General features: G+C 39.8%; 21 protein-coding genes. 8 read left to right on the plus strand and 13 right to left on the minus strand.

Going from position 1 to position 21457, the window contains the following annotated elements; genetic code table 11:
• Positions 1-57: 57 nt before the first annotated feature.
• The 4 genes from LY624_RS10790 to LY624_RS10805 all read right to left on the minus strand — a co-directional run bounded on the left by LY624_RS10790 (position 58) and on the right by LY624_RS10805 (position 2430).
• Positions 58-789 (minus strand): RNA methyltransferase, encoded by a 732-nt coding sequence (locus LY624_RS10790; protein WP_063706992.1) that lies wholly within the window; start codon positions 787-789, stop codon positions 58-60.
• Positions 790-907: 118 nt separating this feature from the next.
• Positions 908-1354 carry a flavodoxin gene (locus LY624_RS10795; RefSeq protein ID WP_105175164.1) on the minus strand — a complete coding sequence of 149 codons (447 nt, stop codon included), beginning with the start codon at positions 1352-1354 and terminating at the stop codon, positions 908-910.
• A complete protein-coding gene (gene truC, locus LY624_RS10800; protein WP_341802972.1) occupies positions 1341-2114 on the minus strand; it encodes a tRNA pseudouridine(65) synthase TruC in 774 nt (257 codons plus the stop codon). Before truC ends, LY624_RS10795 begins: the two co-directional genes overlap by 14 nt.
• 1 nt (position 2115) lies before the next feature.
• Complete coding sequence (locus LY624_RS10805; protein ID WP_341802973.1) at positions 2116-2430, minus strand: YqcC family protein; 315 nt, start codon at positions 2428-2430, stop codon at positions 2116-2118.
• Positions 2431-2536: 106 nt separating this feature from the next.
• Between LY624_RS10805 and LY624_RS10810 the strand changes: the two genes are divergently transcribed.
• Both LY624_RS10810 and LY624_RS10815 read left to right on the plus strand, forming a co-directional pair.
• Complete coding sequence (locus LY624_RS10810; RefSeq protein WP_341802974.1) at positions 2537-3565, plus strand: DUF3549 family protein; 1029 nt, start codon at positions 2537-2539, stop codon at positions 3563-3565.
• Positions 3566-3865, plus strand: a complete 300-nt coding sequence (locus LY624_RS10815; RefSeq protein ID WP_062569953.1) for a DUF3301 domain-containing protein — start codon at positions 3566-3568, stop codon at positions 3863-3865. It abuts the gene before it with no gap.
• 656 nt (positions 3866-4521) lie between these two features.
• On the opposite strand, the gene LY624_RS10820 is transcribed toward LY624_RS10815, so the two are convergent.
• Positions 4522-5169 (minus strand): GNAT family N-acetyltransferase, encoded by a 648-nt coding sequence (locus LY624_RS10820; RefSeq protein WP_371353856.1) that lies wholly within the window; start codon positions 5167-5169, stop codon positions 4522-4524.
• Positions 5170-5315: 146 nt separating this feature from the next.
• Between LY624_RS10820 and LY624_RS10825 the strand changes: the two genes are divergently transcribed.
• The 3 genes from LY624_RS10825 (at position 5316) to LY624_RS10835 (ending at position 6740) form a co-directional block, all read left to right on the plus strand.
• The gene (locus LY624_RS10825; protein ID WP_036969581.1) at positions 5316-5546 is read left to right on the plus strand and encodes a DUF2789 domain-containing protein; all 231 of its coding nucleotides are present in this window, start codon (positions 5316-5318) and stop codon (positions 5544-5546) included.
• Between the two features lie 154 nt (positions 5547-5700).
• Positions 5701-5967 carry a hypothetical protein gene (locus LY624_RS10830; protein ID WP_062569950.1) on the plus strand — a complete coding sequence of 89 codons (267 nt, stop codon included), beginning with the start codon at positions 5701-5703 and terminating at the stop codon, positions 5965-5967.
• Complete coding sequence (locus LY624_RS10835) at positions 5967-6740, plus strand: Zn-ribbon-containing protein (RefSeq protein WP_341802975.1); 774 nt, start codon at positions 5967-5969, stop codon at positions 6738-6740. The genes LY624_RS10830 and LY624_RS10835 overlap by 1 nt, the downstream gene beginning before the upstream one ends.
• Before the next feature lie 61 nt (positions 6741-6801).
• On the opposite strand, the gene syd is transcribed toward LY624_RS10835, so the two are convergent.
• Positions 6802-7341 (minus strand): SecY-interacting protein, encoded by a 540-nt coding sequence (gene syd, locus LY624_RS10840; protein WP_341802976.1) that lies wholly within the window; start codon positions 7339-7341, stop codon positions 6802-6804.
• 59 nt (positions 7342-7400) lie between these two features.
• Here syd and queF point away from each other — a divergent pair, with 59 nt between their 5' ends.
• Positions 7401-8246: an NADPH-dependent 7-cyano-7-deazaguanine reductase QueF gene (gene queF, locus LY624_RS10845; protein ID WP_341802977.1), complete on the plus strand. Its 846-nt coding sequence runs from the start codon at positions 7401-7403 to the stop codon at positions 8244-8246.
• A 61-nt stretch (positions 8247-8307) separates the two neighbouring features.
• On the opposite strand, the gene LY624_RS10850 is transcribed toward queF, so the two are convergent.
• Positions 8308-9342 carry an isoaspartyl peptidase/L-asparaginase family protein gene (locus LY624_RS10850; RefSeq protein WP_237118256.1) on the minus strand — a complete coding sequence of 345 codons (1035 nt, stop codon included), beginning with the start codon at positions 9340-9342 and terminating at the stop codon, positions 8308-8310.
• Positions 9343-9467: 125 nt separating this feature from the next.
• On the minus strand, positions 9468-10172 hold the full coding sequence (locus LY624_RS10855; protein WP_130150662.1) for a SapC family protein: 705 nt from the start codon (positions 10170-10172) through the stop codon (positions 9468-9470).
• A gap of 246 nt (positions 10173-10418) precedes the next feature.
• On the opposite strand from LY624_RS10855, the gene LY624_RS10860 reads away from it, so the two are divergent.
• Complete coding sequence (locus tag LY624_RS10860) at positions 10419-11129, plus strand: DUF6445 family protein (RefSeq protein ID WP_341802978.1); 711 nt, start codon at positions 10419-10421, stop codon at positions 11127-11129.
• A gap of 34 nt (positions 11130-11163) precedes the next feature.
• On the opposite strand, the gene LY624_RS10865 is transcribed toward LY624_RS10860, so the two are convergent.
• The 5 genes from LY624_RS10865 to pgi all read right to left on the minus strand — a co-directional run bounded on the left by LY624_RS10865 (position 11164) and on the right by pgi (position 20054).
• Positions 11164-12678: a tryptophan halogenase family protein gene (locus LY624_RS10865; protein ID WP_341802979.1), complete on the minus strand. Its 1515-nt coding sequence runs from the start codon at positions 12676-12678 to the stop codon at positions 11164-11166.
• Between the two features lie 76 nt (positions 12679-12754).
• Entirely contained in the window at positions 12755-15349 is a 2595-nt protein-coding gene (locus LY624_RS10870; RefSeq protein WP_341802980.1) for a TonB-dependent receptor, read from the minus strand.
• 607 nt (positions 15350-15956) lie between these two features.
• Positions 15957-16667, minus strand: coding sequence for a 6-phosphogluconolactonase (gene pgl, locus LY624_RS10875; protein WP_193987536.1), 711 nt, complete (start codon positions 16665-16667; stop codon positions 15957-15959).
• 5 nt (positions 16668-16672) lie between these two features.
• Complete coding sequence (zwf, locus tag LY624_RS10880) at positions 16673-18145, minus strand: glucose-6-phosphate dehydrogenase (RefSeq protein WP_341802981.1); 1473 nt, start codon at positions 18143-18145, stop codon at positions 16673-16675.
• Between the two features lie 262 nt (positions 18146-18407).
• A complete protein-coding gene (gene pgi, locus LY624_RS10885) occupies positions 18408-20054 on the minus strand; it encodes a glucose-6-phosphate isomerase (RefSeq protein WP_341802982.1) in 1647 nt (548 codons plus the stop codon).
• A gap of 353 nt (positions 20055-20407) precedes the next feature.
• Between pgi and LY624_RS10890 the strand changes: the two genes are divergently transcribed.
• Positions 20408-21436, plus strand: a complete 1029-nt coding sequence (locus LY624_RS10890; protein ID WP_130150655.1) for a LacI family DNA-binding transcriptional regulator — start codon at positions 20408-20410, stop codon at positions 21434-21436.
• Positions 21437-21457: the final 21 nt, after the last annotated feature.

Below are 21457 nucleotides of genomic sequence, written 5' to 3' on the forward strand. Positions count from 1 at the left end.
ATTGTTTTACCGATTTTTATTGTTATTCTTCAATTTAACCCATTTTAGGGTAAAAGGTTAAGCGTGGCGCTTAAAATTATCTAAAATAATACCCGTTGCCATTGCTACATTAAGCGATTCTGCTTGGCCATAAGCCGGAATAGTGATTTTATCAGTAACTAAGCTTTCGCAATCAGCACGAATACCATGAGATTCACTGCCCATTAGTAATACGGCATCTTGCTTTAGAGCAGTTTTGTGAATGTTCTCACCTTCTAAAAATGCGCCATACACAGGAAGGTTTAAACTAGGTAAGTAACTGGTTAAGTCGGTTTGTGTGACACTCACACGAGCAAATGAACCCATAGTTGCGCTGATGGTTTTCGGGTTATAAGCATCGGCACTGTCTGTGCTGGTAACAATATGCTTAATACCATACCAGTCAGCAACACGAATAATCGTGCCCAAATTACCCGGATCCGACACACCGTCAAGGGCTAAAATAAGCCCTGATGTTGGTAATGCTTGCTGGCTTGGCATATCAACAACAGCAATGGCGGCGTTGTTACTAACAAGCGTACTGGCTTTAGTTAGGCTGTCTTCGTCTGCTTCAATGACTTGATGGGCTGCAAGCGCTGTTTGATGCGCAGAAATAAATGCAGGAGTCGCAAAAATATGAGCAATACTTAAACCACTGTTTAGTAATTCAAGTACATTTTTTTCGCCTTGTACAAGGTACTGATTGTATTGCTTACGGTATTTCTTTTGACCTAATGCACGAATTAGTTTCAGTTGGTTTTTTGAAATCATAACAGCCTCATAAAATGATGGTTTAGTATATCAGATTCTGTACTCGAAAAACCAAGGGGAAAGTGCCAATTGCTTATTCAATCAGCACTTTTAAGAGACACTAGCTAATTAATAGGCATTAACTAATTTTCGTCAGCCATTCATTTAACCATGGCTCAGTAACAGGCCAAGGCTCAAAATCTTCACAGGCATCAATTTCTAAACGATGACCAACAGGTTTTGCCTGTAAATCGCGAAACAGCTCATCAAAACTGCGACCTGCACCACAAAACGTATCGCCATAGCTGCGGTCGCCCATAGCAATAATGCCGTATTGCTTGCCTGTTAACAGTGGGAATTGATCGTTTAATTGGCTGTATAAAGCGATTAAGTTATCAGGAATATCACCCTGACCCGTCGTTGATGTGATCACTAAAATATGTGACGCAGCCAGCATGTCATCAACCGTGCCATTTTCAACTAATTGCGCTTGATGCTCTGACTTTTCAATAACTTCAATAACTTGCTCGCTTAAACGCTCAGCACCGCCATAGACACTGCCGACAAAAATACTAATGGTTGCCATAATAATCCTTTTCTTCTGTTGGCCAGCCAAGTTGCTGGCAAATCGTTAACATTGCATCGCCTAATGGCGCTCTAATTGTTATTGGTTGCTTGCTATAAGGGTGCACAAACTTTAATTCAGAGGCAAATAACATTAAACGACGAAGCTGAAAATGCTCTCTAAAAAATTGATTATGCTGATTATCACCATGATTCACATCACCAATAATTGGCAATGATAAATGTTTTAAATGACGACGAATTTGATGTTTGCGGCCAGTTTTAGGAAAACACTCCACCAGCGAGTAACGAACTGTTGGGTACTTACCAATTGGAATAGGTAAGCTTGCTTGGTGCAGGCAATGAAATAGCGTTTGTGCTTCTTGCGGTGCTTTATTTTGATCAGCAAACTTATCGGCAATTTTATCAAGCTCTTCTTTTAAAGGTTTATCTAAGAAGATTGATTCGTTTAAAAAGCCTCTTACTAAAGCTAAGTAACGTTTTTCAATTTGCCCATCAATAAATAACTGGTTCATATCACGGGCCGCTTCTGAACTTAACGCAAACAGTAATACGCCTGAGGTTGGTCTATCTAACCGATGTACAGGAAACACGTGTTGACCAATTTGGTCACGCAGCATTTGCATCGCAAATTGGGTTTCGTGTTTGTCTAAAAACGAACGGTGAACCAATAAACCGGATGGTTTATCAATCGCAATGTAATTGTCATCGCGGTACAGAATCGTTAACTCGTCAAATTGTGGCTTAACAATCTCTTGCATCTTAGTCATCACTCAAAAGTTGATCGAGTCTTTGTAAAACACTAATCACATCATTAGCACCGCTGTGTTGTGCCAGCATCATTTCAGCCATAGGCGCAATTGCAAAATTACGGGGTAAAGGCTGGGCATGTGTGATTAAGGCATGCATTTTTTCAAGAAAAACAAATTGCAGCCATTGCTCAAAGGCCATGGTGTCATGACAAAACGGTACACTAGAATTGAGTGCGCTTGGGTCAATCGATGTTGTTTGCCAAAGTGAATGGCGTTGTAATGTTGATTCTAATTCGCGCAGCAGCGCCAAAGTCTGTTGATGCATTGTAAAACTCTTAATACCTTTGTGCTTAGTATACCCTGTTCCAAGGCGCCATGGTATGGCGTATAATTCGCGGCTTATATAGATTAATTACGGTAATTGAGATTTTATGACTGAGCAGATCGCCACTTTAGGGCAACTTCTGGATGCAGCAGGTACCACTTGGCGTGCCTTCGATATTGGCAGACACATCACGAAATTAGACAAAAAACAATTTCTTGCCATTGAAGAAACAAAAATCCCTTACCCTTACCCGCTTGCTGGTCATGCTTGGCTTGCTATTCAATTTTGGGATGTAAAAGCGTCTAAAGAACCTTATGTATGGTTTTTAAAATTTCCATTAGATGAGCAAAGCCGCCTAGTAAGCGCAAGCCGCGACCATTTCGCAAACATGGTAATTGAAGCTCTTGGTACAGAAATTACCGGTGAAAATGCCGAAGGCAAACTTGATAACAACCCGTATGTATTTACGCCAAACGCCAACAAGCTAGCGGCATTTAATGCACAGGTTAAATGTTTACTTAAACAAAGTGCTTCACAGTACTACGAATATGCTCAGCTGTATTTCTCAGGCAAACTGGGGTTTGATAATTGGCAAAGTGTTGCAGTACAAGGTATTGCTGATTTTGCGATGCGTTTAGATAACGACAACAATTTAGCAAATCTACAAGCCGCTTGGGGGCAATTACCAGTCGAAGTATTACAGCCGCTAAGTGCAATGCTTGAACATGTTGCAATCGAACCCGTGTTTGCAGAGCAATTATTAGCCTATGGTTTAAACGCCATAGAGCATAAAGACGACATCGCCCTTGTTGCAGCCCTTAGAAGCTTATCAAAAACACCAGCGCAAGGTTTAACTGCGCAACTTGTTGATGCTGTATTACGCTCTGATATGAACACCCAATCAGATGTACTATTAACGATTGCAGGGCGTTGTTTTAGCACACTTGAAGACCCAGAACGCTTACATGTGTTTATGGATTGCTGTGCACACCACACTGAAATTGAGCAACTGTTTGTGAGTATTTTCACCGATTTAGTTGCAATTCCGAGTATTCGCCCTCACTTACTAGGTTTATTAAGACTAGAAAATCGAAGCGAAACACTCGCTCGAGCAATTGGAAGGTTATTTTCGTAAATGGCAGGCTTGTGGACACTCATTATCATTGGCAGCATCATCTACTTTTTTTGGTTAAACAGAAAAGTAGCCGAAGCAGCTAACCTCCATGCACAAAGACAAATTGAGCAATTAAATGTGCAATTGATGAGTGTCGCTTGTAATAAACGCCGACTTGGCATTTTAAAAAGTGGGAAACCGGGTATTAAAAGTGAGTTTATTTTTGAGTTTTCAAGTGATGGGCAAAGCGTATATCAAGGCGTTTTGATCATGGAAAACGAATTGCTTAAGAGTGTAGTGATACCACCGCACAAAATTTAAATTGCGTGTAAACGAAGTAATTTTGATTGCGAAAAATACAAAGCCCAGAAAGAACTAAGGCGTAGCTACTAGCCACGCCCCAATCTTGCTACTTCCATGATAAAGTATCCCTACTCTTGCCGAAGCTGCCGTTTTTTTCTATCCCCTGAACGGGTATACATCCAGATACACCCACCATGCAACATCATGTCGCATTTAACACATCCCAGTGCCGTCCTCTTGCCATCAATGGCTATCCACTTCGTTTTCCAAACGCTCCTTTAGCTTCCTGCTAAATAATCCCTTGCTCAATCCTTTTCAACCGCTCCGCGGTCGTACTGCATCCTAGCAGTTTCCTTAGTCGTCCTTGCTTCCCTTTTAAATTGTCCTTTTGCTTCCTGCTAAGCATCTTTGCTGAATTGCCAGCGTCCTAATCCTTGGCATCAGTTCATTCATTGAACCTGTGTCGTCTTGACATGATTAAGTTTAGAGAAATAAGGAAATCAGGATAGGTACAAAAAGCAATTTTTTTGCGTTCATATTAAAGTAAGATAAGAGAATTCTTTAAAAAACATTAAGATAAGTAAAATTGGGTACAAAATTTGAGTGTTTATTCTGATAATACTTACAGCAATGTGAGATAAGTCTCACATTGCAATTTCCAAAACGTCCGTTGGTTATTTTGCGCTCTTAAACATAAGGTCACCATTAACCTGATTAAAGCTTAGTGACTTAAATATTTCAAAGCTCTCCGAGGTAAAAAACTCGCGCTGTTCCGCACGTGTCACAAATACAGCGAGACCCGATGTATTAGGACTGCTTTGTAATAAATCATCAAGTCCTCGTAGTAAATAACGCCCAAGGCCCTGCCCCTGAAAGTGCGGGTCCACGGCAATAAAGGCTAAAAATAAATAAGGTGCTTTTTGCGATAATGCTTCTCGTATTGTGCGCTCTTTTTCAATCAATTGATTGGTTTGCAAATACCCTGCACTAAGCATTAATTTCAAGCGCCAGTGCCAGTAACGTTCGGCTTGAAGTTCACTGTTTGAGTCAAAAACACACGCAACGGCTTTCAATCTTTTTTGAGAGTACAACCCAATTAACGGCTGCTTTTCTTGCCAAAAGCTGGCCAGTTCTTCACGCACAAGGGCTCTGAGCTTACTTTCGTATTTAGTGGGGCTATCTGGTTGATATCCAAGTACATTCTTTAACACAGGGTCATCATAATAAGCTTGGTAAATAAGACTTGCAGCTATACTGATATCTTCAGCACTGAGGTATTGCACACTGAATGTGTCGTGTTCGGCTATCGTTGTCATACTCATCCTTTATTTGGCTTTATTATTTTTACCACTAGACTATATATATACCTAAGCAAAGCTAAAAACAAATTCAGCGTAAGTTAAACTGACATTCTCCATTATTAATTTTAAGCAGTAATAAATTATCACCATACACAAGGAGTAGAACTATGGATACGACAAAACATGATATTTCAACCCTCTTCGCACAACTTGGTTTACCAAGTAAAGAGAGCGAAATAGACGCTTTTATAGCCTCACATCAATTGTCAGATACAACTTTGTTACAGGAAGCTCCGTTTTGGGATGAAGCACAGCAACATTTTCTAGCCGAGTCGTTAGCTGAAGATGGTGCATGGAGCGAGGTGATTGACGAATTAGACGCAAGGTTACGCCAGTAGCTTTCGCTCCCTTATTTACACACTAATATACCTAATTTTAGCGTGTAAATAAGGAAATTAATTTCACTCCATCTCTATTATTGCTACCATACACGCGCACTGTGGCCCATACGCTACGGTGCTTTTTAGTCTTTATTAAAGAGTTTATACAAAAATGAATGCCGTTGTATTTGATGCAATTAAAACCCTTCTTGATGAAGGTAAAACCCCAACAGTTGCCCTAACAAAAAGTAAGCTAGCAGAACCTATGCCGATGCCAGTAATTATTGCAGCTGTAAGCCAATATAAAAACAATCCGGATTCAATTAAAAATTTCATTAATAACCCATCAAATGAGAAACTGAGTACACCAAAAGAAAGTCAATTGGACCGTATTGAAGCAAAATTAGATAGGTTATTAGCACTGCTTGAGAAAAAATAATGTTTGTTGTCGATCTGACTTTTGATTGCTACCAAGATACCACCCTAGAGCTTGCTGAGCAGGCGATAAACCGCTTAGTCAATGCGCTTCGTTTTAACGGCCAGATTATTGGGGATGAATTTCCTACAGTTTTAAAAGATGGATTTTTTATCACCCGCGTGATGTGTCCGACCGAAGATGCAATGCATCCTCTTAATAATAGCCCGTTTGTAAAGCACAGTATTGAGCAACTACACACTGCGGGTTTACTTGCACCAAAAGTTAAAGTGATCGGCCAAGACATTCACTCAAATGGCGCAGACATGTGCCATGATTCGTCGTGCTATATTTTATACACTACCTATGTGCATACCTGTAGCCCTGTTTATTGTGGTGATGACTTTTTACCTGTGCCGTTATTCCGCATTCCTGCAATTGCCAATGGTGATTATAAAACACTGATAAAATGGCAAGAAGACTGGCAAGCCTGCGATCAAATTCAGATCAATGGTGCAACCCGCTGTGAATTTCCCGCTCTTGAGGAGCTAACCAGTATCAACAGTGATTTATACCGCCGTGGTCGCGATATCACTAAGCGTATTAGCTATCTAACAAAGAAGCCAGTTTATTACTATTTGTATCGCGTTGGTGGAGTCGATAAAGAATCAGAACTTGAACGTCGTTGCCCTAGCTGTAATGGAGATTGGAGACTACCCGAACCATGGTTTGGCTTATTTGATTTTCGTTGCGAGCCCTGTGGCATTGTTTCGAATATCTCGTGGGACTTTCAATAACTCAATAAAGACAATAACCTACTACACAAAAGGGGCAATCGCCCCTTTTTACTTATTAAGTTTACACCGTTACTTTATCTAAAAAATCACTGATGCTGTTTGCGAGTACGTGATGTGGCTTTTTACCCACATACTCTAAGCAAACCTCCCCGCTTTCAACCAGTACAGTAATAAGTAAATCATCTTGCTCTGTAAGACCAATAAACACCGTTTCTGGCTGCTTTAACTTACGTTTCATGAGTACATGGCCAGTAATATTCTGCTGCAAACGGCTAAAATCATCTTCATTCCATGCTTGCAGCAACTCAATATGATGATCGTCGATACGAACTAGCAAGTTTCCTGCATACAGGTGACCAAATAACACATCCAGCTCTTCAGGAAAATTAAGCTCTAAAGCATTTGCTAAATCATTTAAAGATCCCTTGGGCTGTTGCGCTGCTGCTCGCCACTGAATAAGGCCTTGCTCATCAACATCACCTTGCTCACACGGGCTAGGCCATGCTTCATCATGCTCAATAACAGGTAACCTTCCCGTGCGCTCTAGGCATTTTTCACTAAATGCTTGGTGTAGTTTTTCTAGTTTTAAAGAAACGGACATACTGCGAAACTCATTAGCTTTGGGTATAATGTCGCCATTGTAACCACAAAAGTGTAAAGATGACAGATTACAGCAGCTCTCCCGAATTAAAAGACAGTGTGCTTGGTAAATCAACTGAGTATATAGACACCTACACACCTAGCTTATTGTTTCCTATTGCCCGCAAACTTAATCGTGACGCATTAGGTGTTAGCGAAAATAACTTACCATTTAAAGGGCAAGATATTTGGACTGGCTATGAGTTATCGTGGCTCAATAATAAGGGTAAACCAATGGTTGCTGTAGCGACATTTGTGTTTCCTTGCCAAAGCAGTCACATCATTGAGTCAAAATCATTCAAGCTGTATCTGAATAGTTTTAACCAGACACGCTTTGCAGCTATTGAAGACGTACAGCAAGCTCTTTCTAGCGACTTATCTGCCGCCGTGAATGCGCCTGTCGTCGTCACTTTATATAAAGCTGACGATTATAACTGCTTGCCATTTACCGCGTTACCCGGCGAGTGTATTGATGATATTGATATCGAAATCAACAGTTACGATATTGACGCAAGCTCGCTTCGTCACAATGGCAATGACGTTATCTCAGAAACACTACACAGCCACTTGCTAAAATCAAACTGTTTAATTACCTCACAGCCAGATTGGGCAAGCGTGATTATTCGCTACAAAGGTCAAGCAATCTGCCATGAAGCCTTATTAAAATATTTGATTTCGTTTCGTACTCATAACGAGTTTCATGAGCAGTGTGTAGAGCGTATTTATTGTGATTTAATGCAGCAGTTAGACCTTGAAGAGCTTGAAGTGTATGCCCGCTATACACGCCGCGGAGGTTTAGACATCAACCCTTATCGCTCAACGAATCAAGACGAAACGCCCTTTAAGGTGAAAATTAATCGTCAATAAGTAAACGACAATAAAAAACCGAGTTGAACTCGGTTTTTTATTGTCAGGCAATTACGAGTAATTATTCGTCTTTAAAAATACCCACATACGTTGGTGATGTATTTGATTTACTCGCACGATACATACCCGCAGTATTAAACGGTAAGCTGATATTGCCTTTAGCATCAATGATGATCACGCCACCTGTGCCGCCAACAGGCATTAAAACATCGTGAATCACTTCGTTACCCGCCTCAACAATCGTTTTACCTTGGTATTTTACACGCGCACAAATGTCAGCTGCCACATTATAACGAATGAAGTACTCACCATGCCCTGTCGCTGATACTGCACATGATTCGTTTTCAGCAAACGTACCTGCACCAATTACTGGCGAGTCACCAACACGGCCAAAACGTTTTGCCGTCATACCACCGGTTGAAGTACCTGCGGCGATATTGCCATTTTTATCGAGCGCAACGGCACCGACGGTGCCCATTTTATAATTAACTGGCAGAGCTTTATGTGCAGCTTGGTAATCTTTACTGGTTACTTTTTGCTTATCTAATTTTTCTTTAGCTTTTAAAAGTGCTTCATAGCGATTTTCTGTATCAAACAAATTATTTTCAACCAAAGGAACACCTTGCGTTTTTGCAAAATCTTCAGCCCCTTGACCACTCAGCATCACGTGCACTGACTTTTCCATCACTAAACGAGCAAGGTTAATTGGGTTTTCAATGTGTTTAATGCCTGCAACTGCGCCAGCTTGTCGATTACGGCCATCCATTATCGAAGCATCTAATTCATGCGCGCCATCATAGGTATACACGGCACCACGACCTGCATTAAAAAATGGCGAGTTTTCAAGTACATTTATAGCTGCTGTAATTGCATCTAAGCTCTCACCGCCCTTCTCTAGCACTGTGTAGCCAGTTTCTACTGCCTCTTTTAATTTTGCCCGATAGGCTTTTTCTTGCTCTGCTGTAAAGCGGCTTTTTTCTATGGTGCCAGCACCACCATGAATGGCAATAGCAAACGGCTGCTCTGCGCTGTAAGTTGGAACACTGAGTGACAATGCGCTGAGCGCAATAGCTGAGGTGAGTAATGTTTTTAACATAATGGGCACTTATATTTATTTTGGTGATAAGCCCAATGTGAATAATTCGTCGGCAATTTTCAAGTATTACCCGATGAAAGAAATAAAAAAAGCGCCAAATGGCGCTTTTCTTTAGCAGTTTAAAATTATGCTTTAGCAGCTTTTAAACGTGCTAGACGTGCTACTTGATGAGTAGACGTTAAGAATGAGTAGATAGGCGCTAAATAGCCACGCTTACGAAGCTCAAGGAACTCTTCATCGCTTAATGCGTTTAGCTTTTTCTCATCTACAAGGTAAATACCACTGATGTCTTTTTTCTCACCTTTGATATCTACAGTTAATGTTTGCGCAACTAAAAGTTCTTTATCAGCTAAGAACTTAGTGAATGCGTCTGTTACTTGAGAAAACTCGATGAAAGAAACAAGTGCTTCTTTACGACGTTTAAGGTATTCAGTCTCTTCACCATTTTCGAAAAGAGCATTACCCGCTTCTTCACTTACAAGTGGGCTTGCTTCGTCAATAACAATACCAAATTGGTCACCCTCAGGGTGTTTTACTAGACCAAGAGGATAACGTGTCATCGCCATAGGTGCGAAAGCGGCTGTCCATTTGTCATCTTCGATAAATAAGTTTTCGCCTGGCTCCAGACCAAAAATCGCAACAGCTTGGAATTGACCTGATTCATTATTTTTAACAAAAGCCATTGGAAATTCATTTGCGATACGTGCAAATTCGTGGGCAACCACAGGAACTAAATGCTGAGATTTCATGAACTCGACATGGATGCCGTTTTGAATTTTAGTGTTGGCATGTTTTTCGTTATGTAAAGGCTGTACTTGTTGCTCCGCCATGATACTGCTCCATTATAATTTTATATATGTTTTGCTGTTAGTGCCCAAAGCCTATCGGTTTTAGACACAAAAAGGAAGTGAAAATTTTGTGGCAGATTGTACATTATTTTTTAACACAAATAATTACTCAACAACGGTTAAAAAACAGCCTAGAAAAGCGGTAAATTAAGGCAAAATCTCCTCGCCTCTAACTAATTATTTTTGTTAGTATATTCATTAATGATGAGGAATTTACTGAGCATTTAAATGGAAAGTTATCAATTAAATAAAAACTATAAAGTGCAGGTAATCAATATTGAAAGTATTGATGAAAACATCATTATTATCGATGATTTTTTAAGCCACCTTCAAGGTGTTTATCATTTCGCATCAAACGTCGCATACTTTCAACCTATCGGCACAGACGGCACCTTGTACCCAGGAAAACGCGACGAAATGCCAGCGCCTTATTACCGAGTGTTTGAACAACTATTACAAAGCTTAATAACGGATGGTGTTATAGATTCTGGAAATAACAATCTCTATTTGCATAAATGTAAGCTCTCGGTCGTTACGCAATCTGCTAATGAATTACATGTCATGCAACGCATGCCACATATTGATTCAACAGATGATAAAACGTTTGCTGCCGTACATTATTTATCAAGTAAAGAATGGGGTGGTACAGGTATTTATAAATACAAACCAACAAATACAATTAAAATTACCGCTGAAAATCAAAATATCGTTCACGATATAATTAAAAATGTACAACAACATGAAAGTACACATCAAGGCTATTTAGATGAAAGTACGGAGCTATTTGAAAAGATTATTGATATAGAGGCAAAACCAAACCGTGTGGTACTTTATAAAAGCAACCTGCTTCATAGTGCGGCCTTAAAAAACAACCTACCATATAGCCAAGATATTAAAAATAGCCGACTCTCTATTTCATCGTTTTTTAGAATTGAATAAGTGGCTTGTTAATTAAAAGCCACTTATTTGCTGTTTACTGTTTTTGCATTCCAAACTTTTTAATTCTCTCGAGCAGCGCTCTGTGTGTTGGAAGCTCATCTAGCAACTGATTAACTCGTTGCTGCTTTAATGACGTTAATTGCTCAAAACCGCACACAGTATTTAGTGTGTCTGATGCAGGAAAGTAGCGCATTCCAAACAGCACATACAAGTAATTCTCGAGGTCGAACAAATCAAATTTACTTGCAAAGTCTTCTCTATTTGGCGCAAATCTTTGCCAACGCGCTAAGTTATTTTTCAATTGCTGTGATAGTTGCTCATCTTTACGGTTATCAATCCAGAACTCAGAATCGGTTCTGTCTGAAATACAGTAATGCATTTTTATAAAGTCAAACGTCTGCTCCCACACGTAATTAACATGGCGATTGTAGTCATTAATCACTAATGCAATATCCGCTTTACAGCGAGGAAAACGCTTTGCTAGTAGGTTAGCAGAAAAGTCAGCGATTAAAATTGCAGTGGCTTCGAGTGGTTCTACAAACCCTTGAGATAGACCAATGGCGACACAGTTTTTATGCCACATTTTTTCCCTTCGCCCTACTTTCATGGGAATTTTTCTGGGGGTAAGGTGGTTAAATTTTTCACCTAAATATGTGTGTAATTTGTCTAACGCTTTTTGTTCAGTCATATATTTAGATGAATACACAAAACCAACACCTCTTCGCTGTGTGAGGGCAATATCCCAAATCCAGCCTGCTTGATGCGCGGTTGCAATTGTATAGGGAGGAATTTCATCATCTGGCGAGGTAGGAACTTGTAGAGTGATCGCAGTGTCTGTAAGTAGGCAAGCTGACTTATCTAAGAACTCAACTCCCAGCTTGTTGCCAAGAATTGCTGCAGAAAAACCGGTGCAATCAATAACAAAGTCAAATGCCATTGCCACATCATGTTCATCAACTAAGTGTGTTATGTAGCCTGCATCATCTACTACAACATCTTTTATATCTGCAAAATGATGTTTTACAGAAAAAGATTGCTCTGCGTGACGACTTAAAAATGCAGCAAATTTTTTGGCGTCAAAATGATAAGCATAGCCATTAATGCCCATAAATTCTGGGGTAGTAATCGTCTTGGGTGCCAAGTTTTTTTCACAACATAAGTGCTGCTTTGAAACAAACGAAGCATAGTCAGACGACTCATTTGAAGCAAGCCAAGCATCTGTTAGTTGCTCACCGAAAATATGAGGATGATCAAACAAATGATGATAAAAGTTACTGCCATGTTTTGTTTTATCCAACCAATTAACAAACTTAATTGATTGCTTAAATGTCACATCACATTCATTAATAAAATCGCTTTCGCTAATACCAAACTTTTGTAATGAGTTTCGCATTGAAGGCACTGTACCTTCGCCAACACCGATTGTAGGAATAGTCGGTGATTCGATTAAAGTAATATCAATGTTACTTCCTTGCAGAGACTGCCCTAAATGATTAGCAGCTAACCAGCCTGCGGTTCCGCCACCAACAATTGCGATTTTCTTTATCATTATTAACTCGCTTTCATTTACTCACAAAAAAGCCCAGTACAAACTGGGCTTTAATAGATTCGTTATCTAATTAAAATTAGAAACGAAGCGTAACACCTAGCTTGTAGCGTGCTTCACCTTCAAAGCTCCATGCTGGGTAGCCATTGCGAAGCTCTGGAACCACTTCAGCATCACTTGGTGCAACACCAATTTGAATGCTGTCTTCTTCAGTTAAGTTAACAGCTTCAAATGTTACATCAATATTATCAGTTACACTGTAGTTCGCACTGAAATCTAATGTACCGTACGATTGGTGCTCACGGTTACCATAGAAACCAGGAAGCTCACGTATCATGTACTCTGAACGCCAGTTATAAGCTAAACGCGCTGAGTAAGTATCTGTTTCATAGTAACCCACTAAGTTTACTGTATGCTCAGATGAATCAGAGAATAGAGGAATTTGATCTGGGTAATTTTCAGCCTCAGACGGTGCATCTACAAACGTATAGTTAACTGAGTAACCAAAACCACTGTCAAAACCATCTTGAATTTGTAGCTCGATACCTTCAATTTGACCGCCAGTTGCATTCAACTTAGTTGAAAGAGTCCAGTTATCACCTTGTGTATCAGGGTCAAATACACCAATCTGTTGGTTTAAGATTTGACTAGATGTAACAAATGAAGTGATGTCTTTAAAGAAGTACGTCGCACTTACCATACCATCACCATCAAAGTACCACTCGATGCCTAAATCGGCCTGAGTTGCTTTGAATGGGTTAAGACCCACATTACCTTTTGTTAATACTTCGTTACCTGCAGTGCCATCTGAATAACCTGCAAATGAAGACGCAGAGAACATATCTGTATAGTTAGGACGTGCAATAACTTGTGCTGCAGAAGTACGTAGAATCACATCTTCAGCGATATCAAAAGCAATGTTAATGCTTGGTAAAATATCGTTGTAGCTCGCTTTATCTGTGCTTAATGTGCTTTCATAAGTACCGTTGGCAAAGCCATAGTAGTCAGATTCAGCATCTGTAGAAATATAGCGTAAGCCAAAGTTACCACGAATAGATTCTGCAGAGAATTCTGCCATTGCATACACAGCAAAGTTTTCTTCTTCAATTGTACCGTAGCCTGAACGATATACATCTGAGTCATTATCAAAGCTAGCGATAGAAGCGTACGCATCAGTTACCATTTTGTCGAAATCTGGCTCAGGAAGTGTGAAGCCTGCACCTGATGACATAGTACCTGAGAAGTATGTTTCACCATCACCTGTAGGTAATACATCAACTAACGTTGTTGAGTAAGTCTCTTGTTTAACTTCGTGATCAGCCCAGCGGAAACCTGTTTTAATAGCTGTAATCGCACCAAAATCTACTGGGAAAGTAAGATCTAACTGTGCATAGGTTTCTTCATCTGTATTAGGTTGCTTTTTAAGTGCCCAACCAGCTGGAGAAAGTGGACCTGTAAAATCTGACGGTTCAAAGTATTTGTTATTGATATCAATTTTAATTACTTCGCCAGTTGCATCGTAAGTACCCGCATAATCAGATGGTAAGCCAATGAAGTTACCGTAGTTTGCTGTTAAGTCTGTACCACCTTCTGATTCAGTAGTACCGAAACGACCTTTTAATGTAAAGTTTTCACCTTCATATTTAAGGCTAAAATCAGCTGTATCTGATGTCATGCTCGCAATACGCGCCCATGTTTGTACCCAACCTGGATTTGCACCTTCGCCAGTACGACGGTAGAAAGTACACGTACCTGATGCATTCGTTTGTTCACACGCTGCATCTTTATCGTCAGGGAACATCACGAAGTTTGAGGTATTTGCGTTGTTTGCATCTAACTCTAGGCTCATGATATTCAAGCCTAATTCTAGATTTTCAGTTGGACGATACTGGAATGTAGCATTTAATGCTGTACGCTCACGCTCTTGTTGGAAAGTGGTAGGAACAATGTCACCCCAACCAATTAGTGACTCAATACCATTACGTTGATAGTTCGTTTCTGCCCATGAAACTGAACCTAGAACACCAAATGTTTCTTCGTCATTTTTCCAGCTAAATAAACCTGAGATTTGCGGGTCAGTTTCTTCAGAAATCGTACCGTAATCTGCTTTAGCACTTAAGAAAGTAGTACCAGCATCAAGGTCTAGTGGTTTGCGTGTATTAACAATAACAGTACCACCTACACCACCTTCAACGATGTCAGCTTGTGAAGATTTATAAACCTGGATTTCACCTACAAGCTCAGGTGGTAATAAAGTGTAGTTAAAGCTACGGTCGATAGACTGTTGGTCGTACCAACCAGTTGATGCCACTGTTTGACCGTTTAAAAGAGTACGTGTAAGTTGGCTAGATGCACCACGGATCGATACTTGCTGGCCTTGACCGAACTGACGGTTAACTGCAACACCCGAGATACGACCAAGCGCTTCACCTACGTCACCATCAGGAAACTTACCCACATCTTCTGCAGAAACAGCATCGACAACGCTGTCAGCAAAGCGCTTTGTATTCATTGACGCTTCAAGTGAACGGCGAATACCGCGAACTTCAATAACTTCAACGTCCTCTTGAACTTTTGTTTCATCTGCCGCATATGCAGCACCAGTGAATCCGGCACTCATTACAAGACCGATATTAACTGCTAATAAGCTTTTCTTAAAATTTTTAGCTAACACAGGATTCCCCTTGAATCATTTTGTTGGTTTTATATCACTTCTGCCCAGTGATGATGACAACGCTGTCATCTAGTAACAAACCATACACTCTAAATTACATTTGTGCTACATCTTTTTGGCTGTTTTGTGCAAAAAATTTACAACAAAATAATTAAGATATTGAAATTAATGAAATTTAATATTGAGCATTTAAGAATTGTTACATTTAAACGGCGCAAATATAACATGAGATTTAAAGTATATGAAAAGCATAGTTGAGAGTTTTTAGGTACAAAGCACCTATTTTAAGCAATTTTTGTAAGCTTTACTTTCCAGAGGTTAATTATTAGCCATAACCAAAAGTTATAAAAAAAGACTTAACTAACAATCAATTAGTTTTAAATTGGAGTGTATTTTTATAACTACCCCAACATTGATAAATTTTATTTAACTTTTTCTGGGCAGAAAGCGTTAAAGGGGTTGAGAATAAAAATCAATACTAATGACAGCGTTGTCATTTTTAAATTATAACGAGCATATTATTTAATGTCTAATGCTTTTTGTTCCTTATTTAAATAAAAAAGCGAGCCTCAAGCTCGCTTTCGTTTAATGTTTTTAAAACAAGTAATTATGGAGCCCAATAAACTTCAATATTAATTGTTGGGTGATTCAAAACAGCGCGTAAAGGCATGTCTGCAACAGCCCCGCCCTGCTTTGCTTGTTTATACACTTCAAGCTTTTCTTCGCCACTGATTAATAACTTAACCACTTTAGAATCAGCAATTGCAGCAAGTGTTAATGTCATACGCTCAGTTATCTTACCTGTAACATCACTTTCAATAGCATTAATAGCGCAAACTAAATCATTTGTAGCTAAACCATGCTCTAAACCTTCAGCATGTGGGAAAAGAGAAGCAGTATGGCCATCTGGCCCCATACCTAAAATTGTTACATCAAAAGGACGCTTTAAAGATTGGTATGCTGCTTCACATTCAGCAACACCCTTTTTTGCAGTCGCTGCGCTATTTTTCATCGTAATGAAGTTAGCTGCTGCGCCTTGGTTTTGTAATAACGTGCTTTTGATAAATGCTTCATTACTTTTTTCATGTGATGCATCAACCCAACGCTCATCAACCATAGCAACATCAATATTTGCCCAATCAAGCTCAAGGTTAGATAAGTGTTTGTACGCAGGCGCCGGTGACGAACCACCCGATACCATTAATACAGCACGGCCATCTTGTTTAATGCCTGATACTAAACTTTGCTCTAAACTTGAAGAAAGCTCAGCTGTTAACTCATCTTTAGTCGCAAAGAATTTTTCAACAATTGTTGCCATCGTATTTACGCCTTATCGCCAGTGTTAAACCATACATGATTATTTTCATCTAGTAATTCATCAGCATCTTCTGGACCCCAGCTACCTGCACGGTATAACGAAGGAGCGCCTTTTTCTTGCCAACGTTCGATAATCGGATCAATCCACTTCCACGCTTGGCGAACTTCATCACGGTGGATAAATAGTGATGGGTTATTAGCAGCCGCATCAAGCATTAAACGTTTGTATGCATCAGAATGGAAACCATTACTGTATGCTTGAGACAACTCAATATTCATTGTCACAGGCTCTAACTGCATTTCTAAATTATCAAGACGCTTTGACATAAGCGTTAATTGAATTGTTTCTTCTGGTTGCAGGCGGATCACTAAGCGGTTTGGCTCAATATTACCAACGTTATCGCTGTATACATTGTGAGAAACTTTTTTATACTCAACAACAATTTCAGCACAACGCTTTTTCATACGTTTACCAGTGCGAAGATAGAAAGGAACACCTGCCCAACGCCAGTTATCAATATGCGCACGAATAGCAACAAATGTTTCTGTTTTACTTGCGCCTTCGTTTAATTCTTCTAAGTACCCTGGCACAATCTTGCCATCTAAATTACCAGGTACATATTGGCCTCGAACAATATTTGCATCAACGTCTTCAGCAACAAGCGGACGTAGTGATTCAAGCACTTTTAGTTTTTCTGTGCGAATGCTATTGGCTGTTAATTTGTTTGGCGACTCCATTGCAACAAGACAAAGCAGCTGTAATAAATGGTTTTGTACCATATCACGAAGTGCACCCGCTTTATCGTAGAAGCCAGCACGACTTTCAAGGCCCACTGTCTCTGATAGACTGATTTGGATATTATCAATCGACTTAGCATCCCAAAGATTTTCAAACAATGAATTTGAAAAGCGCAGGGCCATTAAGTTTTGTACCGTTTCTTTACCAAGGTAATGGTCGATTCGGAAAATCTGTTCCTCAGTAAAATACTCGGCAATTTTTGCATTAATTTCTTCCGCGGATTTACCACAATAACCAATCGGCTTTTCAACAACTACACGGGATGTGTCTGTGATTAGACCTTTTGATGATAAAATCTCACAGCAGCTACCGTACACAGCTGGCGGTAGTGACAGATAAAATACACGAGATTTATCAGCTTCGTGCTCATCTAAGATATCTTTTAACTTATCCCAATCAGCATCTGCTTCTGTAACATTAGTCACAACTGGCACTAAATAAGCTGAAAATGCTTTCCAGTCTTTGGCGTTATATTCACCCTTGGCAAGAAACTCTTGTAACGCTTTATGCGCTGTTTCGATGTATTCTTGTTGTTTACTTTGGTCACGTACCGTAGGGAGAATGCGAGAACCTTGAGGCAGGTTGCCCTCTTGATAAGCGCGATACATTGCAGGTAGTAATTTGCGTAACGCAAGATCGCCACCGCCCCCAAAAATTACGATATCAAATGGATTTAGCATATATCACTCTCTACATTGGCAATGCCATGTTTTCACTTTGTGCAGTGTGGCAATGCGAATTGTTATTTGGATGATTGGCGATGTTTAAAACATTTAACAAAGCCTATTGAATTTATGTAAGTAGCTTACTCATTGTTCTTATTTTGGCTGAAGTAAATGAGTCTTAGGGGCTCTGTAAATCCTCTCACAAAAATACAGGCCCTAAGAACTCCAGCGCTACCCGTTCAAAGGTATTTGGTTTACAGCTAATGCTGCGAATCTTTTACTGCTTACGATGTGTTTTATAGTAAGCGATCAGTCCATTGGTTGAGCTATCGTGTGGGTGACTCACTGCGTCATCAAATAGTTCAGCTTCAATTTTAGAGGCAAGTCCTTTACCTAGTTCAACACCCCATTGGTCAAATGAACAAATCTCTAAGATAATGCCTTGGCAGAAGATCTTGTGCTCATAAAGCGCAATTAAGCGACCCACTGTTTTTGCATCCACTTTGTCTAGTAACATTGACGTTGTTGGGCGGTTGCCTTGGTGAATCTTATGATTCAGTAATTCTGCAATTTCGGCTTCCGATTTACCTTTCGCGGTTAAATCAGCCGTTACTTGCTCTGCATCAACGCCTGCCATCATGGCTTCTGTTTGAGCAAAGAAGTTTGATAATAAAATATCGTGGTGCTTGCCAACATTCACTTGCGGCTCAATAGAGGCAATAAAATCAGCAGGCACAATTACATTACCTTGGTGCAAACATTGATAAAATGCGTGCTGACCATTTATACCAGTCATACCCCAAATAATAGGCACTGTCGTATAAGGTACTGTTTCGCCAGCAAAGTTTACATGTTTACCGTTACTTTCCATTTCACCTTGCTGTAAATAAGCAGGTAACATATGCAATGCTTGGTCGTACGGTAAGATTGCTTGCGATGTATGACCTAAAAAGCTGGTATTCCAAACACTTAATAGCGCCATTAATAGCGGTACGTTTTGTTCAAATTTAGCCGACTTGAAATGTTCATCAACTTCAAACGCACCTTCAAGGATCTCTTCAAACGCTTCGAAGCCTAAATACAATGCGATTGGCAATCCTATCGCACTCCACAGCGAAAAGCGACCACCGACCCAATCCCACATTGTGAATACGTTTTCATCTGCAATTCCAAACGCGGCTGTCTTTTCTAAATTAGTGCTCACAGCTACAAAGTGTTTGGCAATGTGCTCTTGTGCTTGCGCCGATTGTAAAAACCATTCAACCGCTGACTTTGCATTGGTCATGGTTTCAGATGTTGTAAATGTTTTTGATGAAATAACAAAAAGCGTTGTTTCAGCACTTAACCCTTTTAATACAGAGGCAATCTGTACGCCATCAACATTTGAAACATAATGAACTTTCAATGTGTCATCGGCATAGGCTGCAAGTGCCTCAGTGGCCATTTGTGGGCCTAAGTTTGAGCCGCCAACACCAATGGCCACAACATCTTTTACGGCCTTACCTGTGTAACCTAACCACTCACCACTGCGAACCTTATTAACGAACTGCTTCATTTTTGCGAGTTCGTTGTTAACGTCATTCGTTACATTATCGCCATCAACCATAACAGGTGTATTAGCGCGGTTACGCAATGCAGTATGAAGTACGGCGCGATCTTCGGTGATATTAATTTTTTCACCGGTGAACATTTTTTCACGCCATGAGCTGATATCACATTCATTCGCTAGTGCAATCAGCTGCTCGAATACTGTTTTATCTATATGTTGCTTTGAATAATCAAATAAAACACCTGGGATTTGAGCGGAAAACTGCTCGAAGCGCGAGCTGTCATTGGCGAATAAATCTTTAAGATGAATTTGTTTCATCTTTTTTGCACTGTCACTCAATGCTTGCCAACTAGCTAACTGCGAACGGTTGCTCATAAATGAAATCCCCTAAAAAACTTGCAACAATTTGATATGTAACTATCTTTTTAATTAAAAATGAATAAAGACAGCAATTAAAAACACGAAGTTGGTTAACACTAAGTTAAAATGACAACGCTGTCAATGTTCTACTTTTACATTTTATAGTCGAGATAATAGCGCAATTTTTCTCTTTTGACACCGGTATCATAAAAATTATCTCAATTATTTTACTGCTAATTTGTTTGAACATTCGATACACTAAACAACTTATATTAAATATTAATGTATTTATTAAAAATTAAAGTGCATGGGCTAACCACCTTTCAGTATTATTATAATACAATTTAAACTAACTATAAAGTAACAGTATGAAAGTAACAATAAATGATGTAGCTAAGCTTGCGGGGGTTTCCATGAAAACCGTGTCGCGAGTCATAAATAAAGAGCCATCGGTTAGAAAAAAAACCTACGATATCGTCATGGACGCTGTTAATACGCTTAACTACCAACCAAACTTAGCAGCTCGTAACCTTGCCGGAACATCCTCTTTCACTGTTGGCTTAGTTTATGACAACCCAAATGCATACTATGTTATCGATATGCAAAATGGTGTTTTATCCCGCTGCAAGGAAGAAGGTTATGAGCTGGTTATCCATCCATGCAATTATCTCGACAGCAACATGGAAGATGACTTTAAAACCATGATTAAGCGTTCTCGCTTAGCCGGCTTAGTGCTAACCCCTCCTTTATCTGAGCAAAGTAGTATTATTGATATGCTCGATGAAATGGGGATTCATTACGTTCGTGTGTTATCTGGCCGCCCTACTGATGAAGAGCAAGATACCTGCATCTTTGTTAATGACTATGAAGCCGCTTACGAAATTACCTCTCACCTATTATCGCTAGGTCATACTCATATTGGCTTTTTATGTGGTGATAAAGAGCATAAATCAACAACAGAACGTTTAGAAGGTTATCAAGCAGCATTAAAAGATCACAATATTGCCCTAAATGATGAGCTAATCTACGAAGGCCAATATTCGTTCGAGTCAGGTGTTGAAGGTGCGAAAGCACTCTTGGGAACCGATAATCCGCTACAAATAACGGCTCTTTTAGGCGGAAACGATGAAATGGCAGCTGGTGCCTTATTTGCGTCACGTTTAATGGGAATTGAGATCCCTGAGCAATTGTCTATTACAGGATTCGAAGACTCGCCTTTCTCGCGTCAAACATGGCCAAAACTGACAACAGCTCATCAAGCCAATGATGTTATATCTCAGCACGCTGCTCGCCTATTATTTAGAAAGACACGAGGGGCACGGAACCAAGACAAAGAGATCATCACGACATTTACCCCGTCATTAGTTGTTCGTGAAAGTTCAGGGCCAAAAATCTAACGATTCAATACTGTTACGAAA

The sequence above is a fragment of the Pseudoalteromonas sp. N1230-9 genome (assembly GCF_032716425.1).
Taxonomy (GTDB): domain Bacteria; phylum Pseudomonadota; class Gammaproteobacteria; order Enterobacterales; family Alteromonadaceae; genus Pseudoalteromonas.